This window comes from Paraburkholderia sp. FW306-2-2C-D06C (assembly GCF_058781505.1).
In genome coordinates, this window is record NZ_JBYSWU010000011.1 from 135,661 (window position 1) to 161,316 (window position 25,656).

Genomic DNA, 25,656 nt, shown 5'->3' on the forward strand with positions numbered 1-25,656 from the left:
GAGGATTACCCGGGTTGCTTGGGCGAGCTGCCGCCGTCGGACGCGGCGATCGCGCCTTTCACGTTGCCGAACAGCTGCATCACCCGGGTGACGTTGTTGTAGTTCATGCCGCTGGCAGTCATCACCGACATGCCGCGCTGAAGTTTAACCGGCTTTTCAGTCTCGATCACATCGTCGTTGACCAGCACCCGGAAATGCTCCGAATCCGCCTGCATCTGCGGATCGCCGTTGCCGGCCGCCCGCAGGATGCGGGCGTTGCCGTACAGATCCACGATCGACGCGTCGCCGTTCACCTTGCCGGTGTCGCCGGTCGCGGTGACGATCGGCTTGCCGGGCTGGAACGCGCGCATGGCCGGCTTGACCAGGTCGCTCAGCTCGTCGTCTTCGTAGTGAATCAGGTGGGTGGCGGTCAGGCGGTATTGCGTCGAGCCCGACTGGTCGAGTTCGGAAACCGAGAAGTTGTCGGCGAAATAGTCCGGTGTGTGCTCCTTGGGGCGCACCAAGCCTTCGTTGGGCCGCGGCAGCGTGGCTTGCAGCAGCCACCACGTAATGCCGGCGAGCGCCGCCATGGCGACGAGCGGAATCAGTGAAGTCAGGCGGAACTGGTTCATCCGACGAGGCCTCGCTGTTCGCCGCTGCAGGCGGCCGCGAGGAGTGCCTCGTATTTGCGCTGCGCGCGCAGCAGCGTGTCGCAGACTTCGCGCGCCGCGCCATGACCGCCGCGCGCTTCGCTGACCCAATGGGCGCGCGCGATCACTTCAGGATGCGAATTGGCCGGCGCCGCCGCGAAGCCGACCTTCAGCATCACGCCGAGATCGACCCAGTCGTCGCCCATGTAGCCGCATTCTTCCGGCGTCACGCCGGTTTGCCGCAACAGGTCCGCGAACGCCTGGGGTTTGTCTTGCACGCCCTGATAGACGTGGGTGATGTTCATTTCCTTCGCCCGCGCCGCGACGATGCCCGACTTGCGCCCGGTGATGATCGCCGTTTCGATGCCGGCCTGGCGCAGCAGCTTCATGCCGTGGCCGTCCATCGAGTTGAACGCCTTCATCGTGTCGCCTTCCGCCGTGAACAGCAGGCCGCCGTCGGTCAGCACGCCGTCGACGTCGAAAATCATCAGCTTCACGCGGCTCGCGCGTTCGGTGGCGGTAAGGGACACGGGCATCAGATCACCTTCTTCGAGAACAGGTCGTGCATGTTGAGTGCGCCGATCAGCTTGCCTGCTTCGTCGACGACCAGCATCTGATTGATGCGGAAGCGCTCCATCAGTTCCACGGCTTCGACGGCGAGCTGGTCCGGACCGATGGTACGCGGGCCGGCGGTCATGACCGAGGCGATCGACAGTTCGCGGAAGTCGCCGTCGCGCTCGAGCACGCGGCGCAAGTCGCCGTCGGTGAATATGCCGGCCACGCGATCTTCCTGATCGACGATCGCCGTCATGCCCATGCGCTTGGCGGTCAACTGGAACAGCGCGTCGCGCACGGTGGCCTCGGGCGTCACCTTCGGCAGCTGGTCGCCGGTGCGCATCACGTCGCGCACATAAGTGAGCAGGCGGCGGCCCAGCGCGCCGCCCGGGTGCGAGCGGGCAAAGTCGTCCGAACCGAAACCGCGCGCATCCAGCACCGCGACCGCGAGCGCATCGCCGAGCGCGAGCGCGGCGGTGGTGCTGGCGGTGGGCGCGAGATTCAGCGGACACGCTTCTTTCGACACGGCGGAATTCAGGTGCACGTCGGCCAGTTGTGCGAGACTCGACGACGGACGGCCCGTCATCGCGATCAGTTTGGCGCCCATGCGCTTGATCAGCGGCAGAATGGACACCAGCTCTTCGGTCTCGCCGGAATTCGACAGCGCGACGAACACGTCGTCGGCGGTGATCATGCCGAGGTCGCCGTGACTCGCTTCCGCCGGATGGACGAAGAACGCCGGGGTGCCGGTGCTGGCGAGCGTGGCCGCCAGTTTGCGGGCCACGTGGCCCGATTTGCCGATGCCGGAAACGACCACCCGTCCACGGCAACCCAGGATGAAATCGACCGCCCCGACGAAACTATCGTCGAGTTGATCGCGAAGCGCGCGCACGGCGTCCGCTTCGATGTCGAGCACGTCACGAGCGAGCGCGAGTGCCCGGTCGCCATTGATTTTCGCTATCATTCGCGGAGTATAGCAAAGGCGCTTGTTCGCCGCGCCGGGCCTGCTGTGCCAAGCCGCTGCCTTCACCGGCCCCTCAACCTTGTCGCGCGGCGTTTTGCGTGCGCGGTTCCGCTGACGAACGAGGACGCTTTACCGATGCGTGTTTGCCGATGATTTCCCCGCTGGAAATGACGCTGTTCCTGCTGCTGGCCTCAGTCGCAGGCGTAGTGGTGTTTCGCTTCCTGAATCTTCCGCCGATGCTCGGCTATCTGACGGTCGGCATCATCGTCGGTCCGCACGCGTTCGGTCTGATTCCCGATTCGGCGGGCGCGCAGAACCTCGCCGAATTCGGCGTCGTGTTCCTGATGTTCTCGATCGGGCTGGAGTTTTCGCTGTCCAAACTGCGCTCGATGCGCCGGCTCGTATTCGGCCTCGGCCTGTTGCAGGTGATCGGCACGATCGCGGTGGCGGTGTCGCTCGGCTTCGTGCTGGAGCGCTGGGTGCATATCACCTGGCAGGCGAGCGTCGCGCTGGGCGGTGCTCTGGCGATGTCGTCGACGGCAATCGTCAGCAAGATGCTCGCGGAGCGGCTCGAGATCGAGACCGAGCACGGCCGCAATATCTTCGGCGTGCTGCTGTTCCAGGATCTGGCAGTGGTGCCGCTGTTGATCATCATCGCGGCGCTGGGCGGCGATTCGAAAGACCTCGTCAGCGCGCTCGGGGTGGCGGCGATCAAGATCGTCGTGGCGTTGGCGCTGCTTCTTATAGTGGGTCAGCGCTTCATGACGCGCTGGTTCAACGTGGTGGCGCGGCGCCGTTCGCAGGAACTGTTCATTCTCAACCTGCTGCTGGTGACGCTCGGCGCCGCCTTCATCACGGACAAATTCGGGCTGTCGCTCGCGCTCGGCGCGTTCATTGCCGGCATGTTGATCGCGGAAACGCCGTACCGGCATCAGGTGGAAGAAGACATCAAGCCGTTTCGCGACGTGCTGCTGGGTTTGTTCTTCGTGACGACCGGCATGCTGCTCAATCCGCGCGTGATCTGGGAGCATCCGCTCATCGTGCTCGGTTTCCTGGTCGGGCCGATTCTGCTGAAGGCGGTGATGGTGACAGGGCTGTCGCGCCTGTTCGGCGCGTCGCCGGGCGTCGCGATGCGCACCGGCATCGGCCTCGCGCAGGCCGGCGAATTCGGTTTCGTGCTGCTGAATCTGATTCTCGACAAGCATCTGGTGGACGCGACGCTGCTGCAGGCGATTCTCGCCGCGATGCTGCTGTCGATGCTGGCCGCGCCGTTCCTGATCCAGAACGCGGACCGCATCGTGCTGCGGCTGTCGTCGACGGAATGGATGATGCAATCGTTGCAGATGACGCGGATCGCGACGCAGAGCCTGAAGCAAAGCGGGCACGTGATCATTTGCGGTTACGGCCGGGCCGGGCAGAATCTGGCGCGCATGCTGGAGCATGAAGGTCTGTCGTATGTCGCTTTGGACCTGGACCCGGACCGTGTGGCCGCAGCCGCAGCCGCCGGAGAATCGGTCGTGTTCGGCGATGCGGGGCGGCGCGAATCGCTGCTCGCCGCGGGTATCCACCGCGCCGCCGCGATCGCGATCACCTACGCGAATACGCCGTCGGCGCTGCGCGTGCTGCATAACATCCACGAACTGGAACCGACGCTGCCGGTGATCGTGCGCACGGTCGACGACGCCGATCTGGAAAAGCTGCTGGCTGCCGGCGCGACCGAAGTGATTCCGGAAATCGTCGAGGGCAGCCTGATGCTGGCTTCGCACACGCTGGTGGTGATGGGCGTGCCGATGCGGCGAGTGGTGCGGCGGGTCGAGGAGATGCGCGACGAGCGTTATGCGCTGCTGCGCGGCTATTTCCACGGCGCCGACGACATCGAGGACGACGACGGTCACGAACAGGTGCGGCTACAATCGGTGCCGGTCGACGAAAATTCGGACGCGGTGGGCCGCACGCTGGCGGAACTGGGGCTGTTCGAAATGGGCGTCGAAGTGACGGCGATCCGTCGGCACGGCATTCGCGGCGTCGAGCCGGATCCGTCCACCAAGCTGCGCGCCAGCGATATCGTGGTGTTGCGCGGTCTGCCCGAACGGCTGGCCGAGGCCGAGGAGCGGCTGTCGAAGCATCGCCGGGCCGGAGCGGCCGCGGCATGACGTGCGCCGGGCCGCGCCCCGGCGAGTTCCTTTAGCTTTTTTTCATTGGACCTGTGGAGGTCCACCCGGAGTCATCATGTCCAACGCGCTTGCGGGCGCGCCGCTCGATGCGGCCGAGTTCGTCAATAGCAAGATTCGCACGGTGCCCGACTGGCCGCTGCCGGGCGTGCAGTTTCGCGACATCACGCCGCTCCTGCAATGTCCGAAGTCGCTGCGCGTGCTGATCGACCTGTTCGTGCAGCGCTATATCGACGCGAAGCTCGACTACGTCGCCGGTCTGGATGCGCGCGGTTTCATCATCGGGCCGATCATCGCGCACGAACTGAACCTGGGCTTCATCCCGATCCGCAAAGAGGGCAAGCTGCCGTACAAGCGCGTCTCGCAATCGTATGAACTCGAATACGGCACCGCTACCGTCGAGATTCATGAGGACGCCTGCAAGCCGGGCGATCGTATCGTTATCATCGACGACCTGATTGCCACCGGCGGCACGATGATGGCCGGCAAGATCCTGCTGGAGCGGCTCGGCGCGGTGGTGGTCGAAGGCGCGGCGATCATCGATCTGCCCGAACTGGGCGGCTCGGCGCTGCTGCGCAAAGCGGGCCTGCCGCTCTATACGGTGACTGAATTCGGCGGACATTGAGCGCCGGACGCGAATTTCTTCCTGCACGCAAAGAAGGTAAGAGCAATGCCCAACTTCCTGTTGTTTCTCGCCACATCGATTGCCATTACGATGGCGCCCGGTCCCGACAATCTGCAAGTGCTCGCGCGCGGCATCTCGCAGGGCCGCGCCGCGGGCCTCGTCGCCGCGCTCGGCTTCGCCGCCGGCATCACGTTTCACACTACATTGGCCGCGCTCGGCGTCGCCGCGTTGCTGCGCTCGTCGCCGGTCGCTTTCGAGGCGATCAAGCTGGCCGGCGCCGCGTATCTGATCTGGATCGGCATCAAGGCGCTGCGCAGCCAGGGCCTCGCGACCGCGTATGAACGCGCGCCGCAACCGCTGATGGCGGTATTTCGCCAGAGCGTGCTCGGCAATCTGCTGAATCCGAAGGTGACGCTGTTCTTCGTCGTGTTTCTGCCGCAGTTCGTGCAGCCGCACGGCGCGCAGAGCGTGACGGTGCAGATGCTCGAACTCGGCGTGCTGTTCATGCTGCAGACGGTGGTGGTGTTCTCGCTGTTCGGCGTGTGCGCGGGCATGATCGGCGGCTGGTTGAAGCGCCGGCCGCGCGTGGGCGTGTGGCTCGATCGCCTCGCCGGCGCCACGTTCATCGCGATCGGTATTCGCGTGGCGTTGCGCGACTGACGGCTGCGGCTGAAGAACAGTTTGGAGCTTTGCATGACTTTGCCTTGCATCACCGCCGCGCGCCGCTTCGACGTGCACGCGCATCTGCCGTTCTGGATCGACAGCGAGCAGGTAGGCTGGATTCGCTCGACGGATGTGCCGCTGCTCGCGCGCTGGCCCGATGTGTTTGAAATCGACCGCACGCGCGTGACGCTGGCGCCGGCGTTCAACACCGTCGATCTGCGCAGCGCGGCGCTCGGTTCCGTGATCGGCGCGCTCGCCGCCGAAGACCGGATCCCAGGCTGGCGCAACGAGACCTACGCGATCCGCAATGCCTTCGATGCGCCGCCGCTCGCGTACATCGAACGCGCGGCGTCGCGCTTCTTCGGCACGATGACCTACGCGGTGCATCTGAACGGCGTCGTAGAATACGCGGATGGCGCGCCGCCGAAGGGCGCACCGCACTTGTGGATCGCGCGCCGCAGCAACACCAAGGCGACCGATCCAGGCATGCTCGACAATGTCGTGGCGGGCGGGATCGGCTGGGGCTTCGGCATCGAGGCGACGATCATCAAGGAGTGCTGGGAAGAAGCCGGCATCCCCGAAGAGATCGCCGCGCGCGCCGTGGCGGGCCGCACCGCACATGTGCTGCAGTCGTTGCCGGAAGGCACACAGGCTGAACAGATCTTCATCTACGACCTTGCGCTGCCGGCCGATTTCGCGCCGCGCAATCAGGACGGCGAAGTGGGCGAACACCGGCTCGCGCGCATCGACGAAGTAGCGCGCTGGATCGAAGAAGGCGAGATGACCGTCGACGCGAGTCTCGCCACCCTGGATTGCCTGCTGCGCCGCCGCTGGATCGATGAAGACGCGTGTACGGGTATCGACACGTTGTTTGCGCCGCCGGTGCTCGCCTGACCGCTTGTATAACGGACGCGCTGCTGCGCATCGCTTCCGGCGCTGTATCGAATCAACCACGCAAAGAAACCACGCGAACAAACCACGCATTGAAGAAGGGAGTCACCCAGGTCATGTCGACCGATCACAGCTTTATCCTCAAACTGTCGTGCGCCGACCGGCCCGGCATCGTCCACGCGGTTTCGGGCTTTCTGTTCGAACGTGGCAGCAATATTCTCGACTCCGCGCAGTTCGGCGACAGCCGCACCGGCGAGTTCTTCATGCGCGTGCATTTTCAGCAGGTGGGCGGCGATCCGGGTCTGGATGCGTTGCGCACCTCGTTCGCGACGCTCGCCGAACAGTTCGGCATGCGCTGGGAGTTGCACGATGCGTCGGTGAAGCCGCGCGTCGTGATCATGGTGTCGAAGATCGGCCATTGCCTGAACGATCTGCTGTTCCGCTACCGCACCGGTCAGCTGGGTATCGAGATTCCGGCGATCATCTCGAACCACAAGGAGTTCTACCAGCTCGCCGCCAGCTATGACATCCCGTTCCATCACTTCCCGCTGATGGGCGGCACGCCCGACGCCAAGGCCGCGCAGGAAGCACGCGTGCTCGAAGTGATCGACGAGCATCAGGTCGATCTGGTGGTGCTCGCGCGCTACATGCAGATTCTGTCGCCGAAGCTCTGCGAAGCGCTGGCGGGCCGCGCGATCAATATTCACCATTCGTTCCTGCCGAGCTTCAAGGGCGCGAAGCCGTATTACCAGGCGTTCGACCGCGGCGTGAAGCTGATCGGCGCAACCGCCCACTACGTGACGACGGATCTCGACGAAGGCCCGATCATCGAGCAGGAAGTGGAGCGTGTGGATCACAGCATGACGCCGGAGCAATTGACGGCGATCGGCCGCGACGTCGAATGCGTGACGCTCGCGCGCGCGGTGAAGTGGCACGTCGAGCATCGCGTCGTGTTGAACGGCAGCAAGACGGTGGTGTTTCGCTAGAAGTGCTTGAGGCGCTTGCAGTTGTCGGCCGGCTGGTCTGCGGACCGGCGCGCGAACTGCAGGCGCGCGCCGGATGAGTCCAGCGACAAACAGAAACAGCGCAATGGCGACGCCGAACCAGCGGTGCAGGCGAACGAAAAACGGCCCCATGCGCGAGCCGGCGGGACGGCAGAGGGAAGGGAATGGCGCGTCACAGAAAGTGTGTTGTGCAAATGGAAATTATTCGCATCCTTGGGAGTTACATACGCTACCGCAAGCTTTCCGTCGCACTCTGCCGCTGAACGCTCGCATCGACTCTGAGCATAAAAAACGGCACCGAAGTGCCGCTTTTTTCCGCGCTTTCTTCCGGTTCAGTTCGCCGGAAGTTCAAACCAGCCGCAGATAAATCAATTCCCGCTTGATATACGCATAGAAGATCGGTGCGGCCACCACGCCGGGGAGGCCGAACGCTGCTTCCATCACGAGCATGGCGATCAGCAGTTCCCAGGCGCGCGCCTCGATCTGGCCGCCGACGATGCGCGCGTTCAGGAAGTACTCCAGCTTGTGAATCAGGATCAGGAACACGAGCGACATGATCGCCGCCGGAAAGCTCACCGACAGCGCCACCGCGACGATGATCGTGTTCGAGATCAGATTGCCGATCACCGGCAGCAAGCCGATGATGAAGGTCACGAGCACCAGCGTTTTCGACAGCGGCAGCTGATCGTGAAAGATCGGCAGCACCGCCAGCAGGAAGATGCCGGTGAAGGTCGCATTGATCGCGGAAATCTTCACCTGGGCGAATACGATGCGGCGGAAGGCATCGGCGAAACGTGTCACGCGCGTGACGAAGGCCGTGGACAGCGGCAGCCGCTGCATATGCTGCTGCGCGCCGACCGCGATGATCGCGCCGATGATCATGCCGATCAGGATATGCGTGAACGCGCGCGCCGCGGTCTTGCCGCTTTGCTGCAGCATATTGGCGTGCGTCTGCATCAGCTCGGCCGCTTTCGTCTTCATCTGCTCGGTGTCGACCGGCAGGTAGTTGGCGATGAATTGCGGAATCCGGCCGCGCGCCTGGTCAATCAGCTGCATCGCCTGGTCGAGCAGCTTCTGCACGCTCGGCACGTCGTTCTCGAAATGCTCGATGATGCCGAGCGTCAAGCCCGTCAGCGTACCCACAATGACCGCCGACAATATCACCACCGCGAGCCAGCGCGCACGCTGACTCGACATATGCTGCTCGATGCGCGGCGCGATCATATGCACCAGCTGGAACACGAGCAGGCCGGCGAGCAGCGCGCCGAGCAGCCGCAGTTCGATGACCGCCCACATTCCGACCAGCATCAGTACATAGCTGCCGATCTCGACCGCCGACAGCTTCGGCAGGCTCATATCGCTCGTCAGCCTGACCGGGCGCGGACGTAGGTCCTGCACTTGCCCGTCGTCCTGCGCCTGATTCCGCTTGGCCATGGCTTATTCCCGTCCCCAACCCGTGTTGTGCTGCGTTACTTGTTACTGGCAGTGCGTTTCAGCAAAGGCGCCAGATACCTACCGGTAAAACTTGCCTTCGACCTGGCAACCTGCTCCGGCGTCCCTTGCGCAATGATTTGGCCGCCGCCCGCTCCGCCTTCCGGGCCAAGATCGATGACCCAGTCGGCAGTTTTGATTACATCGAGATTATGCTCGATGATCACGACGGTATTACCCTGATCCCTTAACCGATGAATAACTTCCAGCAGCAGCGCGATATCGTGAAAGTGCAGGCCGGTTGTCGGCTCGTCAAGAATATAGAGAGTGCGACCGGTGTCGCGCTTGCTCAGTTCCAGCGATAGTTTGACGCGCTGCGCTTCGCCGCCCGACAAGGTGGTGGCCGACTGGCCCAGCCTGATATAGCCGAGGCCCACGTCCAGCAAGGTTTTCAGCTTGCGCGCGACGACCGGCACCGGCTTGAAAAACTCATAGGCGCTCTCGACCGTCATGTCGAGCACTTCGCTGATGTTCTTGCCTTTGTACTGCACGTCCAGCGTTTCGCGGTTGTAGCGCTTGCCGTGGCAGATGTCGCAGGGAACATACACGTCCGGCAAAAAGTGCATCTCCACTTTCAGCACGCCGTCGCCCTGGCAGGACTCGCAGCGCCCGCCCTTCACGTTGAACGAGAAGCGGCCCGGATCGTAGCCGCGCTCCTTCGACGCCGGCACGCCCGCGAACAGCTCGCGGATCGGCGTGAAGAGACCCGTGTAGGTGGCAGGATTCGAGCGCGGCGTGCGGCCGATCGGCGACTGGTCGACGTTGATGACCTTGTCGAAGTGCTCGAGGCCTTCGATCGATTCGTACGGCGCCGGCTCCGTGGACGAGCCGTACAGGTGATGCGCGACCGCGTGATACAGCGTGTCGTTGATCAGCGTCGACTTGCCCGAGCCGGACACGCCGGTCACGCAGGTCAGCAGACCCACCGGCAGATCGAGCGACACGTGCTTCAGATTGTTGCCGTACGCCTCGACGATGCGCAGACGCCGCTCGTCCGGGTCCTTGCGTTCGTCCGGAAATTCGATGTTGCGGGCGCCGGACATGTACTGTCCGGTCATCGACGCCGCGTTCGCCTGCACCTCTTTGGGCGTGCCTTCGGCGATGACCATGCCGCCGTGTTCGCCCGCGCCCGGCCCCATGTCGACCACGTAGTCGGCCATGCGGATCATATCTTCGTCGTGTTCGACGACGATCACCGAGTTGCCCAGGTCGCGCAGATGCTTGAGCGTGGAGATCAGACGGTCGTTGTCGCGCTGATGCAGACCGATCGACGGTTCGTCCAGCACATACATCACGCCCGTCAACCCCGAGCCGATCTGCGAGGCGAGACGAATGCGCTGCGCCTCGCCGCCCGACAGCGTTTCGGCACTGCGTTCCAATGACAGATAATCGAGCCCGACGTTATTCAGGAACATGAGGCGCGCGACGATTTCCTTGACGACCTTGTCGGCGATCTCGCGCTTCGAGCCTTCGAGCCGCAGCGTCTGGAAATAGCCGAGCGCGTCGCGCAACGGCCAGCCGCTGATCTCGAAGATGCCGCGCGCGTCGCCGTCCGCGCCGATCCGCACGAAACGCGCTTCGCGGCGCAGCCGCGTGCCGGCGCAAGCCGGGCACGGCTGGTTGTTCTGATACTTGGCGAGTTCTTCGCGCACCGCGACCGAATCGGTCTCGCGGTAACGCCGCTCCAGATTCGGGATGATCCCTTCGAACACGTGCTCGCGAACAGAAGTGCGGCCGCGTTCGTTGATGTACGAGAACGGAATCTCCTGCTTGCCCGAACCGAACAGCAGGATCTTGCGGACTTTTTCCGGCAGATCCTCGACGGCCGTGTCGATGTCGAACTCGTAGAAGGCCGCGAGACTTTGCAGCATCTGGAAGTAGAACTGGTTGCGCCGGTCCCAGCCCTTCACCGCGCCCGCCGCCAGCGACAGCGACGGATGCGCGACCACCCGCTTCGGATCGAAGAAGGTGATCTGGCCGAGCCCGTCGCATTCCGGGCACGCGCCCATCGGGTTGTTGAACGAGAAGAGGCGCGGCTCCAGTTCCTGCAGCGAGTATGAGCAGATCGGGCAGGCGAACTTCGAGCTGAACAGATGCTCCTTGTCCGACTCCATTTCGAGTGCGATCGCGCGGCCGTCGGCGAGACGCAACGCCGTTTCGAACGATTCGGCGAGGCGCTGCTTCATATCGCCGCGCACTTTCAGACGATCCACGACTACATCGATCGTGTGCTTGTCGTTTTTCTTGAGCTTCGGCAGCGAGTCGACTTCATGGATCTTTGCGACGCCTTCGTTCGCGGTGCCGCCGCCCGAGCGCACGCGAAAGCGGATAAAGCCCTGCGCCTGCATTTCCTCGAACAGTTCGACGTGCTCGCCCTTGCGGTTCGCCACCACGGGCGCGAGGATCATCAGCTTGGTCTCTTCCGGCAACGCGAGCGCCGCATCGACCATCTGCGAGACGCTTTGTGCTTCCAGCGGAATTTCGTGATCCGGACAGTAAGGCGTGCCGACGCGCGCGTACAGCAGCCGCAGATAGTCGTGAATTTCGGTGACCGTGCCCACCGTAGAGCGCGGATTGTGCGAGGTCGCCTTCTGTTCGATCGAGATCGCCGGGGACAGCCCTTCGATCAGATCGACGTCCGGCTTTTCCATCAATTGCAGGAATTGGCGTGCGTAGGCGGAGAGACTTTCGACGTAGCGCCGCTGCCCTTCCGCATAGAGCGTGTCGAACGCGAGCGACGATTTGCCCGAGCCGGATAGGCCCGTAATGACGACGAGCTTGTGACGTGGGAGGTCGAGATTGACGTTCTTCAGGTTGTGGGTGCGAGCCCCACGGATACGGATTTGTTCCACGGATTTATTCCATGAACTGGCGGAAAGAGGAAGAGGCTAAACCTGCTACTATAACGACTTTTCAAGACCGCCGTTACGGCTTCCTGACAGCCTGAACAGGAACTGAGGCAAGCTGTAAGGCCGCGGTCCAGCGCTGCGAGGAATGGAGCTAACTGGGGCCATTTCGCGCGAGTACAAGGCAACTGCGAGGCAACTGCAACGTACCGCGAGGCCCGAGCGAAACCGCAGCAAGGGCCGCCAGCTCATGTGCCGCATGCTTTCCACTGCTTTGCGGTCCGCCGCCTGGTTGTTGCCCGGTTGTCACCCGATTGTCACCCGGTTGTAGCCGCCCCGCGGGGGGCTGGCCGCCAGCGGTATGCCGCCCTGCTCATTCAAAGAACGCTTCCGATGTCCAATCCGTCCGCCACCTCCTCACGCATGAGCGCGCCTGAATTGCGCGCGACCGTGTCGCTTGCCGCGATCTTTGCGCTGCGCATGCTCGGTCTCTTCATGATCATGCCGGTGTTCTCGATCTACGCGAAGACTGTCCCGGGCGGCGACAATGTGCTGCTCGTGGGCATTGCGCTCGGCGCGTACGGCGTGACGCAGTCGATGCTGTACATCTTCTACGGCTGGATCTCGGACAAGGTGGGTCGCAAGCCGGTGATCGCCACCGGCCTGCTGATTTTCGCGCTTGGCAGCTTCATCGCGGCGGGCGCGCACGATATGACGTGGATCATCGTCGGCCGGGTGATCCAGGGAATGGGCGCGGTGTCGTCAGCGGTGATCGCCTTTATCGCCGACCTCACCGCCGAAGAGCATCGCACCAAGGCGATGGCGATGGTCGGCGGCAGCATTGGCGTTTCCTTCGCAGTCGCGATTGTCGGCGCGCCGATCGTGTTCCAGTGGGTCGGCATGAGCGGCTTGTTCACGCTGGTCGGCATCTTCTCGATTCTGGCGGTCGGCGTGGTGCTGTGGATCGTGCCCGATGCGCCCAAGCCGGTGCATGTGCGCGCGCCGTTCGCGGAAGTGCTGCATAACGTCGAACTGCTGCGCCTGAACTTCGGCGTGCTTGTGCTGCACGCGACGCAAACCGCGTTGTTTCTCGTCGTGCCGCGCATTCTCGAAGCCGGCGGGCTGCCGGTCGCGTCGCACTGGAAAGTGTATTTGCCGGTGATGGGCCTCTCGTTCGTGATGATGGTGCCGGCGATTATCGCCGCCGAAAAGCGCGGGAAAATGAAAATCGTGCTGCTGTCCGCCATCGGTCTTATCCTGATCGGACAGTTGTTGTTGGGCGTCGCACCGCATACGATTCTGAGTGTGGCGGCGATTCTTTTCGTCTACTTTCTCGGCTTCAATATTCTTGAAGCATCGCAGCCCTCGTTGGTGTCGAAACTGGCGCCGGGCACCCGCAAGGGCGCGGCGGCCGGCGTGTACAACACCACCCAGTCGATCGGTCTGGCATTGGGCGGGATGATCGGCGGCTGGCTGCTGAAAGCGGACGGGCAAAGCGCCGTGTTCTTTACTTGTTCGGGGCTGGTTTTGTGCTGGCTTATAATCGCCGCAAATATGAAACAGCCGCCGCGCAAGGCGTAACAGGGTCTCAGGACCCACCCAGAACTCACCCGGCGGCGGGCTGAGGCGCAGTTCGGGTCTCGGGCCTGCCGGCCATGAGACGCGAACCGTGTGTTGCCGCGCCGCCCGCAATGGAATCAACAGGAGAAACTCATGGCATCCGTGAACAAGGTCATTCTCGTCGGCAATCTCGGAGCCGATCCGGAAGTCCGTTATCTTCCGAGCGGCGACGCAGTGGCGAACATTCGCCTTGCAACGACGGACCGTTACAAGGACAAGGCGTCCGGCGAATTCAAAGAGGCGACCGAATGGCATCGCGTGGCCTTCTTCGGCCGCCTCGCGGAAATCGTGTCGGAATATCTGAAGAAGGGCTCGTCGGTGTATCTGGAAGGGCGCATCCGCACCCGTAAGTACCAGGCGCAGGACGGCACCGACCGTTACGCGACGGAAATCATCGCCGAGCAGATGCAGATGCTGGGTGGCCGCGGCGGCTCGATGGGCGGCGGCGGTGACGAAGGTGGTTATAGCCGCGGCGAACCGTCGGAGCGTAGCGGCGGCGGTGGTGGCCGTGCGGTTTCGGGCGGCGGCGCCTCGCGCGGTGGCAGCGGTGGCGGTTCCAGCCGCCCGAGCGCGCCGGCCGGCGGCGGCTTTGACGAGATGGACGACGATATTCCCTTCTGAGGTTTTGTAACCGCAGAATGTAAACATCAACCCCGCCTTTGTGCGGGGTTTTTCATGTGTGCCGAGCATGCGCAACAGCTTGGGGATGCAAGTCCCTGTCCAACCTGAACTGTTCAGGCCGACGTGCATACCGCAACGCTGCGTGCGTCAGCTGAAGAGCTGCATCAACGCCGTGCGTGCGTTGCTCACGCATTCGCTTTCGCCGATTCGTCCCGGCAACAGATGAAACTCGACCGCCGGCAGAGGCGGCAGTCCGATACTCGGCGGACATGCGACCACGCCCGCACCGATCGACGATTCGTTCAGGCAGGAAATGCCGAGCCCTGCCTTCAGCGCGAGTTGCAAGCCCGCGACCCCGGAAGCGGAATGCGACACCAGATACGGCACCTTGCGCTCGTCGAGGAGCTTCACGACGAAGCGCTGCAACTGGCAGCTCGACGGCAGCAGCACGAGTGGATAGGGCGTTGCCGGACGCGGGCTGGCATCGGCCGCACTGACCCACAGCAGCTTCTCGCGGCGCACGACGGTGCTTTGCGCACTGGCGGCGGCGCCGGTGCGCTGCCGGGCGGCCCGCTTGCCTGGCGTCACGAGCCGCAACGACAGGCCGATGTCGAACGAGGCATCGTCCGCGGCGCTGCTGTCGATCACGGCGCTCGGCAGCACGGTGACGTGCAGCTTCAGACGCGGGTGCTGCTCCGAAAAGGTCTTGAGAATGCGCGCGATATCGTGCGGACGGTAGTAGTCCGTGATGGCGATGCGCAGTTCTCCGTCGAGCGAGCGGCCTTGCAGGTCTTCGAACGCCGCTTCGCTCATCGCAAGAATGCGCCGCGCGTGATCGAGCAGGCGGCTGCCCGCCGGTGTCGCCGTGACGCCCTGCTTGCTGCGCACGAAAAGCGGCTGACCGGCGCGCTCTTCCAGTTTCTTCAACTGCTCGCTCACCGACGATTGCGACAGGAACACGCGTTCCGCGCCTGCCGAGACGCTGCCCGATTCGGCGACGGCGACGAAGGTCCGCAACTGCGTCAGATCGAATCCACGTTGACTCATGATTCGGTATATCCGATAGAAGTCATCTGATTTTCCGGCTTTCCCGATGGTTGGCCCAGCCGTAGGATACCTCCAATTCATTCTTGCCGAGGGGCGTCATGGGAAACGAACCGGTTGCATCCGTGCGGGCGTTGGGCGAGCGCGCGGCGAGTCATCGGTGGAAGGTGCTGGGGGTCGGCTTTGCGGCGAACGCAAGTTTCTCCGCGGCGTTTTCGGGCATTCCGACCACGGCCGTATTTCTGCGCTCGGGCTATCACCTGAACAATCATGGCCTGGGGCTGGTGCTCGGCATGCTCGGACTGGGCATCGCGGTCAGCGAATTGCCTTGGGGACTGCTGACGGACCGTTGGGGCGACCGTCGCGTGCTGCTGCTTGGGCTCGGCTCGACGGCTGCGGCGCTGGCGGCACTGGCGTTGTTCGCGGCGCCCGCCGGCACACATGTGCCGAGCGCTTCGATGCTCGCGCTCGGGCTGCTTCTGGTCGGCCTGCTCGGCGGCAGTGTCAACGGTTCGAGCGGCCGCGCGGTGATGGCCTGGTTTCGCGAGGGTGAACGCGGCCTCGCGATGAGTATTCGCCAGACCGCGATGCCGGCGGGCGGCGGGCTCGGCGCGCTGATATTGCCGGCGCTCGCGTCGAGGTTCGGCTTTGCGAGCGTGTACGCCGTGCTCGCTTTGGCGTGCGCGATGACCGCCGCGTTTGCGTGGTGCTGGCTGCACGAACCATCGCACGTCGAAGTGAAGGGGGCGGGCGCGTCTCATGGCGGAGCCGTTTCGGGCGGAGCGCCGGCGAGCGTTTCTCCGTTGCGCGACGTCGGCATCTGGCGCGTCGCGCTCGGCAGCGGTGTGCTGTGCGTGCCGCAGCTCGCCGTCGTGACATTCGGGACAGTCTTTCTCCACGATTTCAGCCGTGCCGGCGTGCTGGCGATCAGCGCGACAATGGCCGCGGTGCAAACCGGCGCTGCGATTGCGCGGGTCTGGAGCGGCGGCTGGACCGACCGGCGCGGCAATCGCCGTGCCTATATGCGCGCCTGCAGTCTGCTGACCGCGGTGCTATTCGCGTCGCTCGCGCTGGTGACGGCGGTAGCCGGCATGCGGCACGCGCAGATGACCGCGGTGTTCGCGCTGATGATCGCGCTGGGCGGCGTGTGCGCATCCGCATGGCACGGCGTCGCTTTCACGGAACTTGCGACGCTCGCGGGCACGAGCCGCGCCGGTACGGCGCTGGCGATGGGCAATACCTGTGTCTTTCTCACGCTGTTCCTGACGCCGCTGGCGATTCCGCCGTTGTTGTCGGTGGGTTCGTGGCCGATGGTGTGGGTGGTCGCCAGCGTGTGTGCGTTGATTGCGTTGCCGGTGTTTCCGCGTGAGGCTCGCGCGACCAGAATGACGACGGCGCGGGTTTGAGATGCAGCTGCGCCGAGTCTTGAAAAACAGAATCTAGAAGCGCTATGTATTCCGATGCTGATAGCGTCGCAAGGGTCTATCAGATTTTCTCTCGGATTCGGAACATTCCGATTTTCGCAGGTTTGTAGCGATGGTTTTATGGCTGATCTTGGCGCTTCCGTCCAAGGCCAGGGGGCGCTGGAGCGTGCGTGGCGTGAGCTGCGTTCTCCTTACGCGTGCGCCGAATACGCCTACAAAAAATGAGAGAAATCATAGTGAACCTTCGAGTCATTCTGGCGGACGATCATCCCTTTGTTCTGCTTGGCGTTCGCGCTGCGCTGGAAACGCATGCCGATGTCGCGATCGTCGGTGAGGCGTCCACTCCCACTTCGTTGATCAAACTGTTGCAGAGCACACCATGCGACGTGCTCGTCACCGATCTCACGATGCCCGAGGCATCCGGCGCGGTCGAAGACGGCCTACGGCTCATCAGGCGAATCCGACGTGACTGGCCATCGCTACGCGTCGTCGTGATGACGACGCTGACGAACGTCGCTATCTTGCGTTCCATCGTGTCGGACGGCGCAGTCAGCATGTTAGGCAAAACGGAAACAATGGATGAACTATGGCATGCGATTCTGGCGAGCGGCAAAGGCGAGATCCACATCGGCCGCGCGATCGTCGAAGCGCTTGCGCAGCCTGAAAGCGAAGCGTGCGATCTGCGCCCGAATCCACGTTTATCCCAACAGCAGACGGAAATCATAAGAATGTTCGTGGGTGGTCAGTCGATCTCCGAGATTGCCGCGGCGCTCGGATGCCATCGCCGCACCGTCGGCCGGCAAAAGCGCGACGCGATGGCCAAAATTGGTGTCGCCAACACCCCCGGTCTCTTTGCTTATGTTCGCGCGAATGGGTTGATCGAAGCTTAGATCGCCTGTCGAAGCAATCATCCGGTTGGAAAATTGATTCATTTAAGAGCGATCTTATTTTTATCGGCGCAGGAGTGTTGAATGATCGCGGCAGGGCCAGTTGCTACGAAGAGAGCGACGGGAATTTCAGGTACAGGGGAGAAAAAGAAGATGAACGATAACGCCGACATCAATACGCCGATTCGCGCCATCATCGCGGACGATCATCCACTGGTTCTGCTGGCGATCGAAAGCATGCTGGTGGGTTATCCGAACATGCAGATCGTCGGTCGCGCGGCTGACGCTGCCGGGCTTTTCATGGAGGTCGACCGCATTCCTTGCGACCTCGTTCTGATGGATCTTCACATGGCGGGTGGTTTCTATGGCGACGGGCTGGAATCCGTCAGGCAGTTCAAGGTGCGGTATCCCGAAGTTGCGCTTGTCGTACTCACCATGGAAACCGAAGCCGAGGCGTTAAAGAAGGTTATCGCGCTCGGCGTGAATGGGCTGGTGAGCAAGCGGGACCGGATCGATCTGATTCATGTCGCCATCGTCACCGCGCTGGCGCGCGAATGCTATCTCGGGCCCGCGGTCCGCGCGATGATCGACGACGCGGCGATGGCGCGGCGGCTCGATTTCGTTCGTCAGGTGTTGTCGCGCCGCGAAATGGAGGTGTTCACCCAATACGCTTCCGGATTCGGCGTAACGGAGATTGCCGCCCGGCTGGGGCGCAGCGTGAAGACGATCAGCGCCCAGAAATGTACCGCAATGCGCAAGCTCGTTCTTAACAGCGACGCGGAGTTGTTCCGCTTCGCCGTCGAACACGGCGTGATCCCTGACGATCGCCTGCAAAACCGGCGCTGAGCCGGCGAGGCGTCGCGCCGCCCAGGCGGCGCGACGAACAGAAAATGGTCTGGAATAGCCCGGGGATGCACACCGTGTGCAGGGCATGCCAGCCGATAAGACAACAACAAAATGACACAGAAGATCCGCGTCATCGTGGCCGATGATCATGCCTGCGTTCGTCTTGGCGTCATCCGTCTGCTGCAAACCGTGCCGCACGTCGACATAGTCGGCGAGGCGCCCGACACCGAAACGTTGGCTGAGCTGCTCGACACCCATGCGTGCGACGTCATCGTGTCGGATATCGGCATGCCGGGCATCCACGGCGGCAACAACGTCGTGTCGTTCCTGCGCCGGCTGCTGCGGGTTCGGCCCCATCCTTGCGTCGTCATACTGACGATGATCCGCCATGCGCACATGCTCTCGGGCCTGTTGCACGTTGGTGTAGCCGGCATCGTCGACAAACGCGACACCACCACGGCCTTGATCGATGCGATCGACGCCGTGATTGCCGGCGACATCTATCTGTCGGATCAGGCGCGCGTCGCGATCGAAGCCGCCGATGCTCCGCTGCAGCCTCGCGCGGGTGTCCTGAGTGCGCGCGAATGGGAGGTCTTCCAGCTTTATGTGCAAGGCCTCGCCGTCTACGAGATCGCAGTGCGCCTGCAGCGCAGCGGCAAGACCATCAGCACGCAGAAACGCAGCGCGATGCGCAAGCTCGGCCTTGAAACGGAAAACGACCTCATCGAATACGCCAGGCAGATAGGGTTGACCTGACAGGCCTGAGAGAACAACCACCATGCTCCGTCAATAACTCCTACGAATTTGGGAATAGTCTGATTGATCCGGCAGCGTTGCCATTCCACAGTTCCTGATTAACGACGGTTTTTCGTGCACTCACCTAACAGCGTGTCATTTCGTCATGCTGAGCAGCACAGAACCGTCAATCAATCTGAGCGGAAGGCTCGTGGCTTGAGCGCGGCGCCGTCTGTCCAGTGAACAAATAATCGGGCTGGGAGGCGGGATGGTAGCGCTACGTAAGCGGTTGTTGGTGGAGGGCGCAGGAACGGCCTGGCTGGTGTTCGTCGGTTGCGGCAGCATCGTATTGAATACCCCCGCCGCCCAGCAGGAGTACGGTGCGCTCGAGACGTCGCTTGCGTTCGGTTTGGCGCTAGCCATGGCCAATTACATGTTTTACGGCCTCTCCGGCGCGCATTTCAACCCGGCTGTCACGGTCGGCTTTGCGATTGCGCAACGGTTCCCGATTCGCGATCTGTTGCCCTACGTCGTCGCCCAGATTCTCGGGGCGAGTGCCGGTGCAGCCCTGCTGGCTTACGTGGCGAGTGGCCGGCCCGGCTTCGAACTGGCCGCGAGCGAGTTCGGCGCGAATGGGTTCGGCGATCACTCTCCTTCCGACTATCAATTTCACTCGGCGCTTGCCACTGAGCTTGCGTTGTCGTTCGCTTTCGTCATGGTTAGTCTGATGGTGCGCAGCCGGCGAAGCTTGAAATCGATCGCACCGCTCGTCACCGGTGCGTGTCTGACGCTCGTCTATATGGTGTCGATTCCGGTCACCAACGGCTCGGTCAATCCCGCTCGCTCCACAGGCCAGGCGTTGTTCGTCGGCAACTGGGCACTCGACCAGCTCTGGTTGTTCTGGGCCGCGCCCATGTCTGGCGGTGTCGCCGCCGGCGCGCTGTTCTCGTTTCTATGGGGCAAGCCGGTCGGTCACGCCGCTGCGGCGCTTTCCCGTGAACACGGCGAAGCCGCGTGAGCGGCGCCTCTCAGCATTTCCCGGCATCACTTATGAAAGTCCAGGACGGTGTCGTCGTGAGCAGGGCACTGCGACGTGTGGCGCAGTGGCTGGTTGTCGTATTCGCGTTTTTCGTCACGCGGATGCCGACAGTTGCTGCCCAGCCGTTTGCGGGTTCATCGCAAGTGCAAGCCGCCGGCACCTTTCCTGCGAAGTTGACCGTGGGCGTGCTAGCGAATGGCTGGCTGCCGTTCGACGCCCTCGAAGACGGCCAGCTGACGGGCTTGAGCGCCGACTACTTGCGCGCGCTCGTGGGCCCGGACGTCGTCATCGAAGGCAAAGCGTTTCCTGACATGCCGCAACTGCTGGCCGCGGCCTGCGCCGGCAAGGTCGACCTGATCATGAGCGTTGCCCGGACGCCGGAGCGCGGACGCTGTTTCAGTTTCACCGCGCCGTATTTTCGTACAACCACCTCGGTGGCGGTCAGGCGGGACGGTGATGCGTACGCCGGCCCCGCCCAGCTGAGCGGCGCCCGCCTCGCTATAGAGAAAGGGTTTGCGCTCGAAAGATCGCTGCGCGAGCGCTTTCCTCACGCGCAGATTAAAACTTTCGCCAGTACCCATGCGGCACTGTCGGCGCTCGCGCAGGGGGACGCGGATGCCTATCTCGGTATCACACCGGCCGTTCAATATGCGCTGGCCACCCAGGAGTTCCGCAGCCTGCGCGTCGCGTTCGAGGAAAACAGCAAGATCGCCGCCATGCGCTTTGCGGTGCCCCGCAATCGCGGCGCGTTGCGCGATCAGCTCGACCTCGCGCTTGCCTCGATGAATCCGGCCGACGACTCGGCGATTCGCGTGCGCTGGCTGTCCGGCAGCTTCGACGCGCAGGCGGCCTCCGTAGCGCGGCGCCTCACATTGACATCGGAAGAGCAGGCCTGGCTGCATTCGCTACCGCCGTTGCAGGTGGGTTTCGATAACGGCTGGCCGCCGTTTAGCTATGCGGACGAAGCCGGTCATCCTGCCGGCATCGCCGCAGAATATCTGGATTATCTGAGCCGCGCGTTGGGTGTCGTGTTCAACCGTGCTCGCACCGCCGACTGGCCCGCCACCATCGAAGCCTTCCAGCGTGGCGATCTGGCCATCCTCGCGACGTCCTCCAGCCGTGATCCGCGTCTGAAGAACGCGCGGCACACGCGTGCGTACGAAAGCTATCCGCTGGTGATCGTCGGACGCGAAGACGAACCAGCCGCGCGCGCGCTCAACGATTTCGCCTCGCGCCGCATCGTGGTTTCGTCGCATATCGCCGGTTCGATTCCACTGTCGATCGACAACATTCCGGCAAACCATGTCGTCGTCGCGCCCAGTCTCGACGACGCGCTAAAGATGGTCGCGAGCGGCCAGGCAGACGTGCTGGTTGGCAACGTGGCCGCCATCGACGTCCTGCTCAAGCAACGTTACGTCGGTATCCTCAAGATTCTCGGCGCGGTCGGCGAATCCGACGCGCTCGGTTTTGCTGTCCGCCCCGATCTCGGCCGGCTCGCCGGTCTGATCGACCGCGCGTTGCTGGCCATGCCGGCCGCGGAGAAGCTGCGCATCCGGCGAAAGTGGGTGGCCGGCAGCACGATAAGCCAGGGAACCTGGAGTGTTACCGCGATACGTCTGCTGCCATTGCTGATCGGCATCGGCGTCGCGTTGCTGGTCACGCTGCGGGCTTATCTGCTGCTGCAACGGGAAGTGCGGCTGCGCAGGCAGACCGAACGCGAACTCGCGGTGCAGCTGAACTTTCAGGAAACCATGATGGAGACGATCCCCTATCCGCTCGCCGCCAAAGACCTGGATGGCCGTTACATCGCGATCAACCGGGCGTACGAGCAAGCGTGCGGTTTGCGCCGCGAAGCCGTCATCGGGCGCACCACGCAGGGTGTTCAGGTGTGGGGCGAGGCAAACAGCCGCGTCCTGGAAGATATAGCGCGCAACTTGCTGAGCGCTAACGAGCCGGCGAAGGTGGAGCTTCAATTCGCCAACGGTGCCGGCGACTCACGGCATGGCCTGTTCTGGACCCAGCTCTGCCACGGCGGCGACGGTAAGCCGAGTTGCGTGCTCGGAACCATGGTCGACATTACCGATATCCGGCGCGCCGAAATGCTGGCGCGCGAAACCGAGCGCCGTCTGTTCGATGTCACGCGCTCATTGCCGGCGGTCGTATTTCAACTACGGCGTGCCGCGGACGGCATGTACTCGCTCCCGTATATCGGCGGCGACACGCGACATCTGCTGGGCGGCGACGCGTCGCTGATGCGCCTCGACGAGATCGACTTCCGCCGCGTGTGCGAGGAAGACCGGCCTTTTGTGCTGGCTGAGCTGGAACGATCGGCTCGCTGCGAAACGCCTGTCAATATGGAGTTTCGCTTCGACGGCGAGCATGACTTCAAGTGGGGGCGCGCGGAGTTGGTGCCGCGTCGCGAGAACGATGGCTCAGTCGTGTGGAGTGGCTACTGGGTGGACGCGAGTCTGGAGCACGCGCGCTCGGCGGAATTGGCGCGCGCGCGTGATGTGGCCGAAGCGGCCTCGCGTGCCAAAGACGATTTCTTCGCCATGATGAGTCACGAAATCCGCACGCCGATGAACGGTGTGCTTGGCCTCGTCGAGGTGCTGGAGCGCACGCCGCTGAATGCGGATCAGGGGGGGATGCTCAGCATGATTCACGAGTCGGCGGGCGCGCTGCTGCAGATTCTGGACGACCTGCTCGACTATTCGAAAATCGAAGCGGGGCGGCTGACGATCGAAGCCGAGTCCATCGACATGCGCGAACTGGTCGACAATGCAGTCGGCTTGCTGGCGGGCCGCGCTCATGAGAAGGGCCTGAAAGTGCGCGTGGATATTGCGGCTGAGGTCGCAGCCACGCTGCGAGGCGACAGCGTGCGATTACGGCAGATCCTGTTCAACCTGCTGGGCAACGCCATCAAGTTCACGCCGCAGGGCGAGGTCGACGTGCGAGTCGAGGTTGTCGGGCGGAGCGCCGGCGCTCAGACGCTCGAAATGACCGTCGAGGACACCGGCATCGGCATCGCGCCGGAAGTGCAGGCGCGGCTGTTCGAGCCGTTCGAGCAGGCGGAGTCGTCGACCACTCGCCGCTTCGGCGGCACGGGTCTGGGCCTGACGATCTGCCGCAAGCTGATCGATCTGATGAACGGCGCACTCGAATTGCACAGCGAGCCTGGCGTCGGCACTCGCATGACGGTGCGCCTCGCCATGCCGGTCGAGTCGCCGCGTTACTCGGTGAGCGGCCTGCGCGGCAAGCGCGGCGTGGTGGCAACGGGCGACACGCGAGTGGCGCAGGCGCTCATGCATTTCGGCGAGGCGCTTGGGCTCGAACTGCGCCTTGTGTCGCCCAATGCGGCGGAACTGGGCAAGCCTGACGCGCTAGTGGGCGTGGACCTGATCTTTGTCGGCGAAGAGGTGGCGTTGCCGGCAGGGGTACAGGGGAATTCGCGGCTCATCTGCCTCACCGAGAAACCGAAGCCGACCGGTTATCGAATCCTCGACGGCAACGTGCGGGTCAGCGTCAATCCCATTTCGTGGCGCGGTCTGGGTGCGGCGTGCGCGGCTACGATGGCCGGCTTGCCGTCGGTGGCGCCGCGTGCGGTGGGCATGCCGCGCACGCCGGAAGGCGGCGCCGTGCCGCCGGACCGCGAGCGCGCGATCGCGAGCGGCCGGCTGATCCTGGTGGCGGAGGACCATCCGGTCAACCAGGAACTGATTCGTCATCAACTGGCCCTGCTCGGCTTTGCCTGCGACGTAGTGAACGACGGCGCCGAAGCGTTGGCGGCTCTCGACCGGACCCGCTACGGTTTCCTGATCACGGACTGCCACATGCCGAACCTGTCCGGCTACGAATTGGCACGGCGCATCCGGGAGCGGGAACGGGGCGGCGCGCATCGTCTGCCGATCCTGGGGATTACGGCGAACACCGCGCCCGAGGACCTGAATCTATGTCCTGACGCCGGCATGGACGATTGCCTCGTCAAGCCGACCCGGCTCGCTACGCTGCGTGACTACCTGAGCCGCTGGTTCGGCAGTGACAGCGCGTGGCAAGCCGCACCCGCCGAAACCGTCACTACGCCGCCGATCGCCGGAGCGGATGCGCGCGGTGGTGCCGAGCCGTTCGTGCCGGTCGACCTGGCTCACTTGACGCAACTGTGGGGCAGCGAATCGACCGTCAAGGCCCTGCTCGAATCGTTCGTTTCATCGGTGCGCGAAGATGTGCTGGCGTTGGCGCCGCTCCTCGAGCGCATTGAGGTCGAGCGTCTGCGTGAGTGGCATCACCGGGTGGCGGGAGCGGCAGGCGTGCTGCAATATCCGCCATTGCTCAACGCGCTGGAAGACTATCGCCGGGACATCACCGCGAAGACACCGGAGCGCTTGCGCAGCGACGGGTTGCTGCTGATGCGCAAATGCAATGCGATGCTGGATGGAATCGACGAGCAAGTCGCGTTGCTCGCGTGATGTGTTGTCGCGCCGCATCGCGTCGCGGCGCGGGGTTGTACGCAGGTTGTACATATGGTCCGCAGCCGGTTGCGCCGACGCGGATAGTCGAGGTGGCAAAGCGAGGAACAGCGCAAGGAACAAAGCGGGAGGGCGAAAAAAAACGCGGCCGAAGCCGCGTTAAAGATTTGGAGACATCCTCGATGAAGGAGTCACTTCTCGCAAGCCGAAGCATAACCGGGCCAGCGCAAAAGATTCATTACGAAATGCGCAATTAACTGTTTGAAAATATCGACGGAAGCGTCGGCGGGGCGTTGTTTCGAAAGTCAGGCCGGCTACGCGCTGTCGCGCCGCACCGATCTGTACGTTGAAGGCGTCGCGCATATCGGCGCGAACGGCAGCACGATTGAAACGCAAGTGTTCGGTACGGACGCGCCGTCGTCGAGCAAGTACCAGGGTGTGGTGACCACGGGCATCCGTCACCGCTTCTGAAGCGCGTCGCTTTGGAACGAAAAGCACCGCTCGCGGTGCTTTTTTCATTGGCGATACGCGCGCATAGGCTGTTACATCATGCAACCCGCCGCGCCGACATGTTCGAAGGATTTGCACTAGTATGTGGTGGCTCCGCGCGGCCGGGTTGTCGGTGCGGCGGTGCATCAAGTCCGGAGAAGACCATGATTGCGCTTAAAAAATTGAATCTGGCGGTGGTGTTGTGGGCGTTGGCGTCGGGTGTCGCCTTCGCGGATACGGTGGCCTTGAAGGCGGACCTCGAACCGTCGAGCGAAGTGCCGCCGCGTGTGAGTCACGGGCATGGCATGTTGAACGCCACGTTCGATACGTCGGCCAAAACCCTGCAATGGTCGATCACCTATGAAGGGCTGAGCGGCCCGGCAACTGCCGCGCATTTTCACGGTCCCGCGCCCGTAGGCCAGAACGCCGGTATCCAGGTGCCGATCGGGAAGGGCGCGCTCGCCAGCCCGATCAAAGGATCGGCGGCACTCACCGAACAGCAGGTGACGGATCTGATGGCAGGGCAGTGGTACTTCAACGTCCATACGGGACAGAACCCGATGGGCGAGATTCGCGGGCAGGTCTTGCCGGCGAACTAGGGCGCAGGGAATACCACGTTCGCAGGAGCTGGCGGTTTGCAAGATTAAGA

21 protein-coding genes are annotated in these 25,656 nt (G+C 63.4%); 15 read left to right on the forward strand and 6 right to left on the reverse strand.

What is annotated here, in order from left to right:
* Positions 1 to 5 precede the first annotated feature (5 nt).
* From lptC to kdsD, 3 genes are read right to left on the reverse strand one after another with little or no spacing between them, the layout of a single operon-like run.
* Positions 6 to 611 (reverse strand): LPS export ABC transporter periplasmic protein LptC, encoded by a 606-nt coding sequence (gene lptC, locus AC3WLT_RS11225; protein WP_492591941.1) that lies wholly within the window; start codon positions 609 to 611, stop codon positions 6 to 8.
* Complete coding sequence (locus tag AC3WLT_RS11230) at positions 608 to 1,165, reverse strand: KdsC family phosphatase (RefSeq protein WP_492591942.1); 558 nt, start codon at positions 1,163 to 1,165, stop codon at positions 608 to 610. The genes lptC and AC3WLT_RS11230 overlap by 4 nt, the downstream gene beginning before the upstream one ends.
* Entirely contained in the window at positions 1,165 to 2,148 is a 984-nt protein-coding gene (gene kdsD, locus AC3WLT_RS11235; protein WP_492591943.1) for an arabinose 5-phosphate isomerase KdsD, read from the reverse strand. Before kdsD ends, AC3WLT_RS11230 begins: the two co-directional genes overlap by 1 nt.
* Before the next feature lie 149 nt (positions 2,149 to 2,297).
* On the opposite strand from kdsD, the gene AC3WLT_RS11240 reads away from it, so the two are divergent.
* The 5 genes from AC3WLT_RS11240 (at position 2,298) to purU (ending at position 7,484) form a co-directional block, all read left to right on the forward strand.
* On the forward strand, positions 2,298 to 4,301 hold the full coding sequence (locus AC3WLT_RS11240) for a monovalent cation:proton antiporter family protein (RefSeq protein WP_492591977.1): 2,004 nt from the start codon (positions 2,298 to 2,300) through the stop codon (positions 4,299 to 4,301).
* Between the two features lie 76 nt (positions 4,302 to 4,377).
* Positions 4,378 to 4,944, forward strand: a complete 567-nt coding sequence (locus tag AC3WLT_RS11245) for an adenine phosphoribosyltransferase (protein WP_492591944.1) — start codon at positions 4,378 to 4,380, stop codon at positions 4,942 to 4,944.
* A gap of 45 nt (positions 4,945 to 4,989) precedes the next feature.
* The gene (locus AC3WLT_RS11250; RefSeq protein ID WP_492591945.1) at positions 4,990 to 5,604 is read left to right on the forward strand and encodes a LysE family translocator; all 615 of its coding nucleotides are present in this window, start codon (positions 4,990 to 4,992) and stop codon (positions 5,602 to 5,604) included.
* 33 nt (positions 5,605 to 5,637) lie between these two features.
* A complete protein-coding gene (locus AC3WLT_RS11255; RefSeq protein WP_492591946.1) occupies positions 5,638 to 6,501 on the forward strand; it encodes an NUDIX hydrolase in 864 nt (287 codons plus the stop codon).
* A gap of 113 nt (positions 6,502 to 6,614) precedes the next feature.
* On the forward strand, positions 6,615 to 7,484 hold the full coding sequence (gene purU, locus AC3WLT_RS11260; RefSeq protein ID WP_492591947.1) for a formyltetrahydrofolate deformylase: 870 nt from the start codon (positions 6,615 to 6,617) through the stop codon (positions 7,482 to 7,484).
* A 366-nt stretch (positions 7,485 to 7,850) separates the two neighbouring features.
* On the opposite strand, the gene AC3WLT_RS11265 is transcribed toward purU, so the two are convergent.
* Together AC3WLT_RS11265 and uvrA are read right to left on the reverse strand one after the other, a co-directional pair.
* Positions 7,851 to 8,936 carry an AI-2E family transporter gene (locus AC3WLT_RS11265; protein ID WP_492591948.1) on the reverse strand — a complete coding sequence of 362 codons (1,086 nt, stop codon included), beginning with the start codon at positions 8,934 to 8,936 and terminating at the stop codon, positions 7,851 to 7,853.
* A 35-nt stretch (positions 8,937 to 8,971) separates the two neighbouring features.
* Entirely contained in the window at positions 8,972 to 11,845 is a 2,874-nt protein-coding gene (gene uvrA, locus AC3WLT_RS11270) for an excinuclease ABC subunit UvrA (RefSeq protein WP_492591949.1), read from the reverse strand.
* A 387-nt stretch (positions 11,846 to 12,232) separates the two neighbouring features.
* Here uvrA and AC3WLT_RS11275 point away from each other — a divergent pair, with 387 nt between their 5' ends.
* Both AC3WLT_RS11275 and AC3WLT_RS11280 read left to right on the forward strand, forming a co-directional pair.
* A complete protein-coding gene (locus AC3WLT_RS11275) occupies positions 12,233 to 13,420 on the forward strand; it encodes an MFS transporter (RefSeq protein ID WP_492591950.1) in 1,188 nt (395 codons plus the stop codon).
* Positions 13,421 to 13,552: 132 nt separating this feature from the next.
* Positions 13,553 to 14,080 (forward strand): single-stranded DNA-binding protein, encoded by a 528-nt coding sequence (locus tag AC3WLT_RS11280; protein WP_492591951.1) that lies wholly within the window; start codon positions 13,553 to 13,555, stop codon positions 14,078 to 14,080.
* Positions 14,081 to 14,227: 147 nt separating this feature from the next.
* On the opposite strand, the gene AC3WLT_RS11285 is transcribed toward AC3WLT_RS11280, so the two are convergent.
* Positions 14,228 to 15,127: a LysR family transcriptional regulator gene (locus tag AC3WLT_RS11285; RefSeq protein WP_492591952.1), complete on the reverse strand. Its 900-nt coding sequence runs from the start codon at positions 15,125 to 15,127 to the stop codon at positions 14,228 to 14,230.
* Between the two features lie 98 nt (positions 15,128 to 15,225).
* Between AC3WLT_RS11285 and AC3WLT_RS11290 the strand changes: the two genes are divergently transcribed.
* The 8 genes from AC3WLT_RS11290 to AC3WLT_RS11325 all read left to right on the forward strand — a co-directional run bounded on the left by AC3WLT_RS11290 (position 15,226) and on the right by AC3WLT_RS11325 (position 25,606).
* Positions 15,226 to 16,530 carry an MFS transporter gene (locus tag AC3WLT_RS11290; protein WP_492591953.1) on the forward strand — a complete coding sequence of 435 codons (1,305 nt, stop codon included), beginning with the start codon at positions 15,226 to 15,228 and terminating at the stop codon, positions 16,528 to 16,530.
* A 239-nt stretch (positions 16,531 to 16,769) separates the two neighbouring features.
* Entirely contained in the window at positions 16,770 to 17,438 is a 669-nt protein-coding gene (locus tag AC3WLT_RS11295) for a response regulator (RefSeq protein ID WP_492591954.1), read from the forward strand.
* Positions 17,439 to 17,588: 150 nt separating this feature from the next.
* Positions 17,589 to 18,281 (forward strand): response regulator, encoded by a 693-nt coding sequence (locus AC3WLT_RS11300; RefSeq protein WP_492591955.1) that lies wholly within the window; start codon positions 17,589 to 17,591, stop codon positions 18,279 to 18,281.
* A 111-nt stretch (positions 18,282 to 18,392) separates the two neighbouring features.
* Positions 18,393 to 19,037, forward strand: a complete 645-nt coding sequence (locus tag AC3WLT_RS11305) for a response regulator (protein WP_492591956.1) — start codon at positions 18,393 to 18,395, stop codon at positions 19,035 to 19,037.
* A 247-nt stretch (positions 19,038 to 19,284) separates the two neighbouring features.
* The gene (gene aqpZ / locus AC3WLT_RS11310; protein ID WP_492591957.1) at positions 19,285 to 20,034 is read left to right on the forward strand and encodes an aquaporin Z; all 750 of its coding nucleotides are present in this window, start codon (positions 19,285 to 19,287) and stop codon (positions 20,032 to 20,034) included.
* 32 nt (positions 20,035 to 20,066) lie between these two features.
* A complete protein-coding gene (locus AC3WLT_RS11315) occupies positions 20,067 to 24,518 on the forward strand; it encodes an ATP-binding protein (RefSeq protein WP_492591958.1) in 4,452 nt (1,483 codons plus the stop codon).
* Between the two features lie 261 nt (positions 24,519 to 24,779).
* Positions 24,780 to 24,989, forward strand: coding sequence for a hypothetical protein (locus tag AC3WLT_RS11320; RefSeq protein ID WP_492591959.1), 210 nt, complete (start codon positions 24,780 to 24,782; stop codon positions 24,987 to 24,989).
* Positions 24,990 to 25,171: 182 nt separating this feature from the next.
* Complete coding sequence (locus tag AC3WLT_RS11325) at positions 25,172 to 25,606, forward strand: CHRD domain-containing protein (RefSeq protein WP_492591960.1); 435 nt, start codon at positions 25,172 to 25,174, stop codon at positions 25,604 to 25,606.
* The last annotated feature ends 50 nt before the right edge of the window (positions 25,607 to 25,656 follow it).

Coding starts and splice junctions, on each gene's coding strand:
- lptC (WP_492591941.1), bottom strand. CDS start 611: ATGAACCAGTTCCGCCTGACTTCACTGATTCCGCTCGTCGCCATGGCG.
- AC3WLT_RS11230 (WP_492591942.1), bottom strand. CDS start 1,165: ATGCCCGTGTCCCTTACCGCCACCGAACGCGCGAGCCGCGTGAAGCTG.
- kdsD (WP_492591943.1), bottom strand. CDS start 2,148: ATGATAGCGAAAATCAATGGCGACCGGGCACTCGCGCTCGCTCGTGAC.
- AC3WLT_RS11240 (WP_492591977.1), top strand. CDS start 2,298: ATGATTTCCCCGCTGGAAATGACGCTGTTCCTGCTGCTGGCCTCAGTC.
- AC3WLT_RS11245 (WP_492591944.1), top strand. CDS start 4,378: ATGTCCAACGCGCTTGCGGGCGCGCCGCTCGATGCGGCCGAGTTCGTC.
- AC3WLT_RS11250 (WP_492591945.1), top strand. CDS start 4,990: ATGCCCAACTTCCTGTTGTTTCTCGCCACATCGATTGCCATTACGATG.
- AC3WLT_RS11255 (WP_492591946.1), top strand. CDS start 5,638: ATGACTTTGCCTTGCATCACCGCCGCGCGCCGCTTCGACGTGCACGCG.
- purU (WP_492591947.1), top strand. CDS start 6,615: ATGTCGACCGATCACAGCTTTATCCTCAAACTGTCGTGCGCCGACCGG.
- AC3WLT_RS11265 (WP_492591948.1), bottom strand. CDS start 8,936: ATGGCCAAGCGGAATCAGGCGCAGGACGACGGGCAAGTGCAGGACCTA.
- AC3WLT_RS11275 (WP_492591950.1), top strand. CDS start 12,233: ATGTCCAATCCGTCCGCCACCTCCTCACGCATGAGCGCGCCTGAATTG.
- AC3WLT_RS11280 (WP_492591951.1), top strand. CDS start 13,553: ATGGCATCCGTGAACAAGGTCATTCTCGTCGGCAATCTCGGAGCCGAT.
- AC3WLT_RS11285 (WP_492591952.1), bottom strand. CDS start 15,127: ATGAGTCAACGTGGATTCGATCTGACGCAGTTGCGGACCTTCGTCGCC.
- AC3WLT_RS11290 (WP_492591953.1), top strand. CDS start 15,226: ATGGGAAACGAACCGGTTGCATCCGTGCGGGCGTTGGGCGAGCGCGCG.
- AC3WLT_RS11295 (WP_492591954.1), top strand. CDS start 16,770: ATGAGAGAAATCATAGTGAACCTTCGAGTCATTCTGGCGGACGATCAT.
- AC3WLT_RS11300 (WP_492591955.1), top strand. CDS start 17,589: ATGAACGATAACGCCGACATCAATACGCCGATTCGCGCCATCATCGCG.
- AC3WLT_RS11305 (WP_492591956.1), top strand. CDS start 18,393: ATGACACAGAAGATCCGCGTCATCGTGGCCGATGATCATGCCTGCGTT.
- aqpZ (WP_492591957.1), top strand. CDS start 19,285: ATGGTAGCGCTACGTAAGCGGTTGTTGGTGGAGGGCGCAGGAACGGCC.
- AC3WLT_RS11315 (WP_492591958.1), top strand. CDS start 20,067: ATGAAAGTCCAGGACGGTGTCGTCGTGAGCAGGGCACTGCGACGTGTG.
- AC3WLT_RS11325 (WP_492591960.1), top strand. CDS start 25,172: ATGATTGCGCTTAAAAAATTGAATCTGGCGGTGGTGTTGTGGGCGTTG.